This is a genomic window from Pseudolysinimonas sp., assembly GCF_044239695.1.
Lineage (GTDB): Bacteria > Actinomycetota > Actinomycetes > Actinomycetales > Microbacteriaceae > Pseudolysinimonas_A.
This window is the reverse complement of record NZ_JBIIAW010000017.1, coordinates 1-11,303: the sequence shown is the minus strand read 5'-3', so window position 1 is coordinate 11,303 and position 11,303 is coordinate 1. Positions and strand designations below refer to the sequence as shown.

The following is an 11,303-nucleotide window of genomic DNA, read 5'->3' as shown; positions in this document are numbered from 1 at the left end:
CTTTAAGTCCGTCCAGAGAGACGGGGAAGGAGGTCAGGATGACTGCACGCCCCGTGCTGCAGCAGGCTGACATCACGCGAGCGCTCACCCGCATCGCGCACGAGATCCTCGAGTCGAACCGCGGTTCCTCCGATCTGGTGTTGCTCGGCATCCCGACGCGTGGCGTGCTGCTCGCCGAACGGATCGCCGACATCCTCGAGCGGCTCGAGCCCGGCACCGGCGTCGTCGGCGCGCTCGACGTCACGATGTACCGCGACGACCTGCGCACCCAGCCGACGCGCAGCCCGCAGCCCACGCGGATCCCCGAAGGCGGCATCGACGGCAAGACCGTCGTGCTCGTCGACGATGTGCTCTACTCGGGCCGCACCATCCGCGCCGCCCTCGACGCGCTGAGCGCGCACGGACGTCCCCGCGCGGTGCGGCTCGCGGTGCTCGTCGACCGCGGCCACCGCGAGCTGCCGATCCGCGCCGACTTCGTGGGCAAGAACCTCCCGACCTCGGTCGCCGAGCGCATCAACGTGCGACTCGTCGAGACCGACGGGGTCGACCTGATCGAGATCGACGACGTGCTGCAGCGGGGCGGGGAGTGATGCGCCACCTGCTGAGCACCCGCGACCTGTCGAGGGATGACGCGATCGGCATCCTCGATGTCGCCGAGGACATGGCCGACGTCGCCCGCCGCGCCGTCCCGAAACTGCCGACCCTCCAGGGTCGCACGGTCGCGAACCTGTTCTTCGAGGACTCCACGCGCACGCGGCTCTCGTTCGAGTCGGCCGCGAAGCGCCTGTCGGCCGACGTCATCACGCTGAGTGCCAAGGGGTCGAGCGTCTCGAAGGGCGAAGGACTCAAGGACACCGCCCAGACCATCGCCGCGATGGGGATCGACGCGGTCGTGGTGCGCCACCCGGCGTCGGGGGCGGCCCGCACCCTCGCCGACGGCAACTGGATCGACGCCGCCGTGATCAACGCCGGCGACGGCACCCACGAGCATCCGACGCAGGGACTGCTCGACGCGTACACGATGCGCAAGGCCCGGCACGGCGACGCGTCGCGCGGCCGGGACCTCGAGGGCCTGAACGTCACGATCGTCGGCGACATCCTGCACTCCCGGGTAGCGCGGTCGAACCTGTGGCTGCTCTCCACCCTCGGTGCCGAGGTCACCCTGGTGGCTCCGGCGACCCTGCTCCCCACGGGCGTCGGCACCTGGCCCGCGACGGTGCGGCACGACCTCGATGAGGCGCTGCGCGAGAAGCCGGATGTCGTGATGATGCTGCGCATCCAGGCGGAGCGGATGAACGCCGCATTCTTCCCCAACGAACGCGAGTACTCCCGCGAGTGGGGCCTCGACGACGCCCGGTTCGCCGCCCTGGGCCCGGATACGATGGTGATGCACCCCGGACCGATGATCCGCGGGCTCGAGATCTCTGCAGCGGCGGCCGACTCGGCCCGATCCCTCGTCCTCGATCAGGTCACCAACGGGGTCTCGATCCGAATGGCGGTTCTGTACCTCGTGTTGACCGGGAGCGCCGCATGAACATCCTGATCAAGTCGGCGACGCTGCCCGACGGCACGCGCGCCGACCTGGCCATCGCCGACGGCGTGTTCGTCGAGTCGGCCGGTTCCGGCGCGACGGTCATCGACGCCGACGGGCTGCAGGCGCTACCGGGCCTCGTCGACCTGCACACCCACCTGCGGGAGCCGGGCTTCGAGCAGAGCGAGACGGTGCTGACCGGATCCCGCGCCGCCGCGGCCGGTGGGTTCACCGCGGTGTTCGCGATGGCCAACACGAGCCCCGTGCAGGACACCGCGGGCGTCGTCGAGCAGGTCTGGTCGCTCGGCGAACAGCACGGCTACGTCACGGTCCGTCCGATCGGCGCCGTGACGATCGGTCTGGCGGGGGAACGTCTCTCCGAGATCGGCGCGATGGCCCGATCGCGCGCCGCCGTGCGCGTCTTCAGCGACGACGGCAAGTGCGTGCACGACGCCCTGCTGATGCGCCGCGCGCTCGAGTACGTCTCGACCTTCGACGGCGTCGTCGCGCAGCACGCGCAGGAGCCGCGGCTGACCGAGGGCGCGCAGATGAACGAGGGGCCGCTCGCCTCCGAACTCGGCCTCGCCGGCTGGCCCGCCGTCGCCGAGGAGTCGATCATTGCGCGCGACGTGCTGCTCGCCGACGCCGTCGGCGCCCGCCTGCACGTCTGCCACGTGTCGACCGCCGGCAGTGTCGAGATCGTGCGCTGGGCGAAGGCCCGCGGCATCCAGGTCACCGCCGAGGTCACGCCGCACCACCTGCTGCTCACCGAGCAGCTCGCGTCCGGCTACGACGCCCGCTTCAAGGTGAACCCGCCGCTGCGCCGCGATGAGGATGTCGCCGCCCTGCGCGCGGCGCTGGCCGATGGCACGATCGACATCGTCGCGACCGACCACGCGCCGCATCCGGTCGAGTCGAAGGAGGCGGCCTGGGCCGAGGCCTCCTTCGGCATGGTCGGTCTCGAGAGCGCCCTGAGCGTCGTGCAGTCCGCGATGGTCGACACCGGCCTGCTCGGCTGGAGCGACGTCGCGCGGGTGCTCTCGTCGGCGCCTGCCGCGATCGGCCGCCTCGCCGGCTACGACACCCCGTTCGCGGTCGGAGCGCCGGCGCATCTCACCCTCGTCGACCCGTCGGCCCGCAGCGTCTTCTCGGTGGATCACCTGCACGGGCGCAGCGTCAACTCGCCGTACCTGGGGCGCGAGCTTCCCGGCCGCGTCGTCACCACGATCCATCGCGGGGTGCCGACCGTTCTCGACGGCGTCCTCCGCGACCCACAGGAGGTCTCCCGTGGATAGGCTCACGCCCACCCTCGTCATCGTCGGCATCCTCGTCGTGGTGTTCACCGGGCTCGCCCTCGGCTGGCGCGCTCGTCGTCGCCGTCAGGCGGGGCTCCCGGCGCTCGCGACTCCGCCGGCCGCCGTGGGCGCACCTCTCGCGGTCGCCGACGGGTTCTACGTCGCGACGACGCGCGCCGAGTCGCCGACCGACCGCATCGCCGTGCGGGGTCTCGCGTTCCGCGCCCGCGCGGGTGTCGCCGTGCACCCGGAGGGCATCGTGCTGAGCATCGCGGGGCAGCCGGATGCCTTCATCGCCGCTTCCTCGATCGACGGGGTGGGGCGGGCCACCTGGACGATCGACCGGGTCGTCGGCAGGGACGGTCTGGTCTTCGTGCGCTGGACCCTCGGCGACGTGCTCGTCGACACCAACCTGCGCGTTCCCGACCCGGATGTCCTCGTCGCGGCGCTCACCACGATCACCCCAGTCTCGAAGGAAGCCGCATGACCGACAGCGCCTATCTCGTCCTCGAGGACGGCACCCGCTACGAGGGCCGTGCCTACGGAGCCCGCGGTCGCACCCTGGGCGAGGCGGTGTTCGCGACGGGGATGACCGGCTACCAGGAGACCCTCACCGATCCCTCCTACGCCGGGCAGATCGTCGTGCAGACGGCGCCGCACATCGGCAACACCGGGATGAACGACGAGGATCAGGAATCCCGCAGGATCTGGGTCGCCGGCTACGTCGTGCGCGACCCCTCCCGGGTCGTCAGCAACTTCCGCAGCCTGCGCTCGCTCGACGACGAACTGACCGACACCGGCATCGTCGGGATCTCCGGCATCGACACCCGGGCGATCACCCGCCGGCTGCGCGACTCGGGCGCGATGAAGGCGGGCGTCTTCTCCGGCCCGGATGCCGACCTCACGGCCGACGAGCAGCTCGCGATCGTGCGCTCGGGGCGCGACATGACCGGACTCAACCTCTCCGCGGAGGTCTCCGTCACCGAACCCGTGGTCACCCCGGCCGTGGGCGACAAGATCGGAAATCTCGCGATCCTCGACCTTGGCATCAAGCAGTCGACGGTCGACAACCTCGCCGCGCGCGGCTTCGAGGTGCACGTGCTGCCGCAGAACGTGACGCTCGAGCAGGTGCTGGCGATCGACCCGGTCGCCGCCTTCTACTCGAACGGACCGGGCGACCCCGAGGCCTCCGACGGACACGTCGCCCTACTGCGCGAGCTGCTCGACCGGCAGCTGCCGTTCTTCGGCATCTGCTTCGGCAACCAGTTGCTCGGTCGCGCCCTCGGCTTCGGCACCTACAAGCTGCCGTTCGGCCACCGCGGGATCAACCAGCCGGTGCTCGACAGGACGACCGGCAAGGTCGAGATCACGGCGCACAACCACGGGTTCGCCGTCGATGCTCCGCTCGACGGTCCCGTCGAGAGCCCGCACGGCTACGGCAAGGTCGAAGTCAGCCACGTCGGGCTGAACGACCAGGTGGTCGAGGGGCTGCGGGCGCTCGACATCCCGGCGTTCTCGGTGCAGTACCACCCCGAGGCCGCGGCCGGTCCGCACGACGCCAACTACCTGTTCGACAGATTCCGCGACATGGTCCTCGAGACCCGGAAAGCGAAGTAATGCCCAAGCGGGAAGACATCCACTCGGTCCTCGTCATCGGATCGGGTCCGATCGTGATCGGCCAGGCGGCCGAGTTCGACTACTCGGGAACGCAGGCCTGCCGCGTGCTGCGCGAGGAGGGCGTGCGCGTCATCCTGGTGAACCCGAACCCGGCGACGATCATGACCGATCCCGACTTCGCGGATGCCACGTACATCGAGCCGATCACCTCCGAGGCGCTCGAGGCGATCATCAAGCACGAGAAGCCGGATGCCATCCTCCCGACCCTCGGCGGGCAGACGGCGCTCAACGCGGCGATCAAGCTCGACGAGGAGGGGATCCTCGCGAAGTACGGCGTCGAGCTGATCGGCGCGAAGGTCGAGGCGATCAAGAAGGGCGAGGACCGTCAGCTCTTCAAGGAACTCGTGCTCGAGTCCGGGGCCGACGTCGCCCGCAGCCACATCGTGCACACGATCGGCGAGGCAGTCGACGCCGCCGACGACCTCGGCTACCCGCTCGTGGTGCGGCCGTCGTTCACGATGGGCGGTCTCGGCTCGGGTTTCGCCTACGACCGCGAGGAGCTGCTGCGCATGGTCGGCGACGGCCTGCACCAGTCGCCGACCACCGAGGTGCTGCTCGAGGAGTCGATCCTCGGCTGGAAGGAGTACGAGCTCGAGTTGATGCGCGACACCTCCGACAACACGGTCGTCGTCTGCTCGATCGAGAACGTCGACCCGGTCGGCGTGCACACCGGGGACTCGATCACGGTCGCCCCGGCGCTCACCCTCACCGACCGCGAGTACCAGAACCTGCGCGACATCGGCATCGACATCATCCGCCGCGTCGGGGTCGACACCGGCGGCTGCAACATCCAGTTCGCGGTGGAGCCGAACACCGGCCGCGTGATCGTCATCGAGATGAACCCGCGGGTCTCGCGGTCGTCGGCGCTCGCATCGAAGGCGACGGGCTTCCCGATCGCGAAGATCGCCGCGAAGCTCGCGATCGGCTACCGGCTCGACGAGATCCCCAACGACATCACGAAGGTCACGCCGGCCTCGTTCGAGCCGACGCTGGACTACATCGTCGTCAAGGTGCCGCGCTTCGCGTTCGAGAAGTTCCCGTCGGCGGATGCCACCCTCACCACGACGATGAAGAGCGTCGGCGAGGCGATGGCGATCGGCCGCAACTACTCGACCGCCCTGCAGAAGGCGCTGCGGAGCCTCGAGAAGCGGGGGAGCAGCTTCCATTGGGGGGCGGAGCCGCGGTCGAAGGCCGAGCTGCTCGAGATCTCACGGGTCCCGACCGACGGCCGCATCGTGACCCTGCAGCAGGCGCTGCGCAAGGGCGCGACGATCGAGGAGGCCTTCGAGGCGACCAAGATCGACCCCTGGTTCCTCGATCAGATCGTGCTCATCAACGAGGTCGCCGACACGCTTGCCGGGTCGCTCAAGCTCGACCGCGCCTTCTTCGTGCTGGCCAAGGACCACGGCTTCTCCGACGTGCAGATCGCCGAGCTGCGCGGTCTGACCGAGCAGGAGGTGCGCAACCTGCGCTGGCAGCTCGGGGTGCGACCGGTGTTCAAGACCGTCGACACCTGCGCCGGCGAGTTTCCCGCCCTCACGCCGTACCACTACTCGTCGTACGACCTCGAGACCGAGGTCGCGCCGTCGCAGGCGCGCAAAGTCGTCATCCTCGGCTCCGGTCCGAACCGCATCGGGCAGGGCGTCGAGTTCGACTACTCGTGCGTGCACGCCTCGTTCGCCCTGCAGGCGTACGGCTTCGAGACGATCATGATCAACTGCAATCCCGAGACGGTGTCGACCGACTACGACACCTCCGATCGGCTCTACTTCGAGCCGCTCACCCTGGAGGACGTGCTCGAGGTCATCCACGCGGAGTCGCAGTCGGGCGAACTCGTCGGCGTCATCGTCCAGCTCGGCGGTCAGACCGCCCTCGGGCTCGCGAAGGGACTCGAAGCCGCCGGGGTGCCGATCCTCGGCACCTCACCCTCGGCGATCGACCTGGCCGAAGAACGCGGGCTGTTCTCCGACATCCTCGATGCCGCCGGTCTGCTCGCCCCGAAGAACGGCATCGCCACCGACGCCCCCTCCGCCGTCGAGGTCGCCGAGGGGATCGGCTACCCGGTCCTCGTGCGGCCGTCGTTCGTGCTCGGCGGGCGCGGGATGGAGATCGTCTACGACACCCCGAGTCTCGAGGACTACTTCGACCGGGTGCGGGAGCAGGCGATCATCGGCCCCGGCTCGCCGCTGCTGGTCGACCGTTTCCTCGACGACGCGCTCGAGATCGACATCGACGCGCTCTACGACGGCACCGAGCTGTACGTCGGCGGCATAATGGAGCACATCGAGGAGGCCGGCGTGCACTCCGGCGACTCGGCCTGCACGCTGCCGCCGGTGACGCTCGGTCGCGACGTGCAGACCCGCGTGGTCGAGGCGACGCGGAAGATCGCCGAAGGCATCGGGGTGCGCGGGCTGCTCAACGTGCAGTTCGCGATCGGTGCCGGAGTGCTCTACGTGCTCGAAGCGAACCCTCGGGCCTCGCGGACGGTGCCGTTCGTGTCGAAGGCGCTCGGCATCCCGCTCGCGAAGGCGGCGTCGCTCGTGATGGTCGGTCGCAGCATCCGTGAACTCGTGGCAGACGGTCTGCTGCCGGCCGCGGACGGGGAGTACGTGCCGCTCGACGCACCCGTCTCGGTCAAGGAGGCGGTGCTGCCGTTCAAGCGCTTCCGCACCCGCGAGGGGCAGATCGTCGACTCGGTGCTCGGGCCGGAGATGCGCTCGACCGGCGAGGTCATGGGCATCGACGCCGACTTCCCGCGCGCGTTCGCCAAGAGCCAGGATGCCGCCTACGGCGGGCTGCCCGACTCCGGGGTCGTGTTCGTCTCGGTCGCCGACCGGGACAAGCGCGCGATCGTGCTGCCGATCCTGCGGCTCACCCAGCTCGGCTTCGAGATCGTCGCGACCTCCGGAACCGCCGAGGTGCTCGCGCGCAACGGCATCCCGGCGACGACGGTGCGCAAGTTCTTCATGGGGCAGGAGACCGACGAGGCCGACCCCTCGATCGTCGAACTCATCAACGCGGGCAAGATCGACGTCGTGATCAACACCCCGTCGGGACGCTCGGCACGGGCGGACGGCTTCGAGATCCGCACGGCGACCGTGGCGGCCGACAAGCCGCTGTTCACCACGATCGCCCAGCTCGGTGCCGCGGTCGCGTCGTTCGAGGTCGCGCACGGCGACATCCGGGTGCGCTCGTTGCAGGACTACGCGCTGGACCGCGCGGCATCGCTGGCCGCAGCCACCGCGGAGGCGGCGGCTCGATGACGTTCGCCGCCCGCTTCCGTGCCGTGCTCTCCCGGGGCCGACTCTGCGTGGGCATCGACCCGCACGACGGGCTGCTCGACATCTGGGGGCTGCCGCGGTCGGCGGCGGGCGTGCGCGAGTTCGGACTGCGAACGGTGGATGCCGTGGCCGGCCGGGCGGGCATCGTCAAGCCGCAGGCGGCGTTCTTCGAGCGGTACGGCTCGGCCGGGTACGCCGCCCTCGAAGACGTGCTGGCCGCGGCGCGGGCAGCGGGCCTGTTCGTGATCGCCGACGTCAAGCGCGGCGACATCGGCACGACGATGGATGCCTACGGCGCCGCCTGGCTCACCCCGGGGTCGCCCCTCGAAGCCGATGCGATGACCGCGGTCGCCTACCAGGGGCTGGGGTCGCTCTCGGGTGCGCTCGCCCTCGCCGAGGAGCACGGCAAGGGCGTGATCGTCGTCACTGCGACCTCCAACCCCGAGTCGATCGCCACGCAGACGGCGGTGCGCCCCGACGGCCGGACCGTCGCCGCCGCTCTCGTCGACGACGTGTGCGCGCTTCCCGGGACGGCGGGCCTCGTGATCGGGGCGACCGTCGAACTCAGCGACTACGGTCTCGCCCCGGACGGCTTCGGTGACGTGCCCATCCTCGCCCCGGGGTTCGGCGCGCAGGGCGCCCGGCTCGGCGACCTCGCCCGGGTCTTCGGTTCCGCGGCGCCCCGGGTGGCCGTGCACGTGTCGCGGGAGATCCTCGGGGCCGGACCCTCGGGCGTGATCCCGGCGATCGAGTCCCTTCAGGGCGAACTGCGGAGTCTGCCGTGAAGCCGCCCGAGGTCGATCGCGTTGCGGGATCCCGCGCCGCCGTCGCCGCCCGGCGGGCTCGCGCCGAGGTGAAGCGGCAGGTCGCGTCCCGCGAACGCACCGCCCTCGACGTCGCCGAGACCGCGTGGTCGGGGGAGCCGACCGCGCCCGAGGCGACGTTGCGCGTGACCGAGCTGCTGAAGAGCGTGCCGAGCCTCGGTCCGACGCGCACCGAGCGGGTGATGGCCGACCTCGGCATCTCGCCCGCCAAGCGCGTCGGCGGACTCGGTGTACGACAGCGCGGCGCACTGCGCGACTATCTTCGGCGACGCGAGGGCATCGCCCCGAAGCAGAGCCGCCTCGTCGTGCTCGCCGGGCCGACGGCGGTCGGCAAGGGCACGGTGTCCCGGCACATCCGCGCGACCTATCCCGACGTGCTGCTGAGCGTGTCGGCGACCACCCGGCCGCCACGTCCGGGCGAGGTCGAGGGCGAGCACTACTACTTCGTGAGCGACTCGGAGTTCGACGCGATGATCGAGCGCGGCGACTTCCTCGAGTACGCGGTCGTGCACAACGCCTACAAGTACGGGACCCCGCGACCGCCGGTCGACCGGGCGCTTGCCGACGGCAAGAGCGTGCTCCTCGAGATCGACATCCAGGGCGCCCGAGCCGTCAAGGCCGCGATGCCGGAGGCCCTGCTGGTCTTCCTGCTGCCGCCGACGATCGAGGAGCTGGTGCGACGACAGCGCGGACGAGGCACCGAAGGGCCGGAGGAGCAGGCCCGCCGGTTGGAGACCGCGAAGGTCGAGATGGCGGCCCAGGACGAGTTCGACGTGAAAGTCGTGAACCACGAAGTCGGCCAAGCGGCCCGCGAGGTCGTAGAATTGTTGGATGTGCCTGCAACCGGGCACGAGAGACTTTAGGGAGACCCCATGGCCGATCGCACCAGCGGCATCATCGACCCGCCCATCGACGAACTGCTCTCGAAGGTGGACTCCAAGTACCAGCTCGTGATCTTCGCCTCCAAGCGCGCACGTCAGATCAACGACTATTACGCCGATCTGCACGAGGGTTCGCTGTTCGACAACGTCGGTCCGCTCGTCGACTCGACGATCGACGACAAGCCGCTCTCGGTCGCGATGCACGAGATCAACGAGGACAAGCTCGTCCTCAAGCCGCTCGTCACCGAGTAACCCTTCTCCCGAACAGTCGCGACAGCGTGAACATCGTCGTCGGCATCACCGGCGGCATCGCGGCCTACAAGGCCGTCGGCGTCGTGCGCGCCCTCGTGCGCGCCGGACATGACGTGCACGTCGTCGCGACGGAGAAAGCGCTGCGTTTCGTCGGCCGCCCGACCCTCGAGGCGATCAGCCGCAACCTCGTGCACAGCGACCTCTACGAGGGCGTGGCCGAGGTGCGGCACGTCGCGATCGGCCAGGCGGCCGACCTGATCGTCGTCGCGCCGGCGACCGCGAACACGATCGCGAAGATCGCCGCGGGTCACGCCGACGACCTCCTCGGCAACACGATCCTCGCGAGCACCGCACCGCTCGTCGTCGCCCCGGCGATGCACACCGAGATGTGGCGCAACCCCGCGACCGTCTCCAACATCGCCACGCTGCGCGCGCGCGGCATCCACGTCGTCGGTCCCGCGTCGGGACAGCTCACCGGCGCCGACAGCGGGCCGGGACGGATGTCGGAGCCCGACGACATCGTCGCCGCCGCGCTGTCGCTCGTCGGCCCGCGGGATCTTGCGGGCCTGCGCGTCCTGGTGACCGCCGGGGGTACCCGCGAACCGCTCGACCCGGTGCGCTTCATCGGCAACCGGTCGTCGGGCCGGCAGGGTGTCGCGATCGCCCGCGCCGCCGCAACCCGGGGTGCCGATGTCGTGCTCGTCGTGGCGAACATCGAGGACGGCGTCCTGGATGCCGACCCCGTCGGGCTCGACGTGCGGCACGTGTCGACGACGGCCGAGCTGCGCGACGCCGCCCTCGCGGAGGCGCAGACGGCGGATGTCGTGGTGATGGCCGCGGCGGTCGCCGACTACCGGCCGGAGACCGTGGCCGAGGGCAAGATCAAGAAGGAGACGCAGGGCGACGTGTTCGACCTGCGCCTCGTGCGGAACCCCGACATCCTGCGCGAACTGACCGCCGCCCGACGGCCCGGCCAGACGATCATCGGGTTCGCCGCGGAGACCGAGCTCGACCCGGTGAAACTGCTCGAGCTCGGCCGGGCGAAGGCGGCGCGCAAGGGCGTCGACCTGCTCGTCCTCAACAGGGTCGGCTGGGCCGAAGGCTTCGGCACCCCGAGCAACGACATCGTCGTGCTGACGGGTGGCGGCGATAGAGTGACCGAGGCCTCGGGCAGCAAGTCCGATGTCGCCGATCGCATCCTCGATCTGATCCCGCCGCCCCGCCCCACACCTTCGGAGTAACCGCTTGAGCCTGCGCCTGTTCACCTCGGAGTCCGTGACCGAGGGGCACCCGGACAAGATCTGCGATCAGGTCAGCGATTCGATTCTCGACGCGATGCTTGCCGCCGATCCGGCCGCCCGGGTCGCGGTCGAGACGCTCGTGACCACGGGCCTCGTGCACGTGGCGGGCGAGGTCACGACCTCGAGCTACGTCGACATCCCGGGTATCGTGCGCAAGACCATCACCGATATCGGCTACACCGGCTCCGACGTCTGGTTCGACGGCCGCTCGTGCGGTGTCGAGATCTCGATCGGCGGCCAGTCGCCCGACATCGCGCAGGG

General features: G+C 70.2%; 11 protein-coding genes. All 11 read left to right on the top strand.

The features are described 5' to 3' along the window. Positions 1-38 precede the first annotated feature (38 nt). Positions 39-590, top strand: coding sequence for a bifunctional pyr operon transcriptional regulator/uracil phosphoribosyltransferase PyrR (pyrR, locus tag ACILQS_RS04375; RefSeq protein ID WP_395638886.1), 552 nt, complete (start codon positions 39-41; stop codon positions 588-590). Then, entirely contained in the window at positions 590-1,534 is a 945-nt protein-coding gene (locus tag ACILQS_RS04370; RefSeq protein ID WP_395638885.1) for an aspartate carbamoyltransferase catalytic subunit, read from the top strand. The genes pyrR and ACILQS_RS04370 overlap by 1 nt, the downstream gene beginning before the upstream one ends. Continuing rightward, entirely contained in the window at positions 1,531-2,826 is a 1,296-nt protein-coding gene (locus ACILQS_RS04365) for a dihydroorotase (protein WP_395638884.1), read from the top strand. Before ACILQS_RS04370 ends, ACILQS_RS04365 begins: the two co-directional genes overlap by 4 nt. After that, entirely contained in the window at positions 2,819-3,313 is a 495-nt protein-coding gene (locus tag ACILQS_RS04360; RefSeq protein WP_395638883.1) for a hypothetical protein, read from the top strand. The genes ACILQS_RS04365 and ACILQS_RS04360 overlap by 8 nt, the downstream gene beginning before the upstream one ends. Beyond that, positions 3,310-4,443 carry a glutamine-hydrolyzing carbamoyl-phosphate synthase small subunit gene (carA, locus tag ACILQS_RS04355; RefSeq protein ID WP_395638882.1) on the top strand — a complete coding sequence of 378 codons (1,134 nt, stop codon included), beginning with the start codon at positions 3,310-3,312 and terminating at the stop codon, positions 4,441-4,443. The genes ACILQS_RS04360 and carA overlap by 4 nt, the downstream gene beginning before the upstream one ends. Then, positions 4,443-7,766, top strand: coding sequence for a carbamoyl-phosphate synthase large subunit (gene carB, locus ACILQS_RS04350; RefSeq protein WP_395638881.1), 3,324 nt, complete (start codon positions 4,443-4,445; stop codon positions 7,764-7,766). The genes carA and carB overlap by 1 nt, the downstream gene beginning before the upstream one ends. Next, positions 7,763-8,569 (top strand): orotidine-5'-phosphate decarboxylase, encoded by an 807-nt coding sequence (gene pyrF, locus ACILQS_RS04345; RefSeq protein WP_395638880.1) that lies wholly within the window; start codon positions 7,763-7,765, stop codon positions 8,567-8,569. The genes carB and pyrF overlap by 4 nt, the downstream gene beginning before the upstream one ends. After that, positions 8,566-9,471, top strand: coding sequence for a guanylate kinase (gene gmk, locus ACILQS_RS04340; protein ID WP_395638879.1), 906 nt, complete (start codon positions 8,566-8,568; stop codon positions 9,469-9,471). The genes pyrF and gmk overlap by 4 nt, the downstream gene beginning before the upstream one ends. Before the next feature lie 9 nt (positions 9,472-9,480). Beyond that, on the top strand, positions 9,481-9,741 hold the full coding sequence (gene rpoZ / locus ACILQS_RS04335; RefSeq protein WP_395638878.1) for a DNA-directed RNA polymerase subunit omega: 261 nt from the start codon (positions 9,481-9,483) through the stop codon (positions 9,739-9,741). 26 nt (positions 9,742-9,767) lie between these two features. After that, positions 9,768-10,982, top strand: a complete 1,215-nt coding sequence (coaBC, locus tag ACILQS_RS04330) for a bifunctional phosphopantothenoylcysteine decarboxylase/phosphopantothenate--cysteine ligase CoaBC (RefSeq protein ID WP_395638877.1) — start codon at positions 9,768-9,770, stop codon at positions 10,980-10,982. A gap of 4 nt (positions 10,983-10,986) precedes the next feature. Next, positions 10,987-11,303, top strand: a 317-nt coding sequence (locus ACILQS_RS04325; protein ID WP_395638876.1) for an S-adenosylmethionine synthetase N-terminal domain-containing protein, incomplete at its 3' end; no start/stop codon positions are given.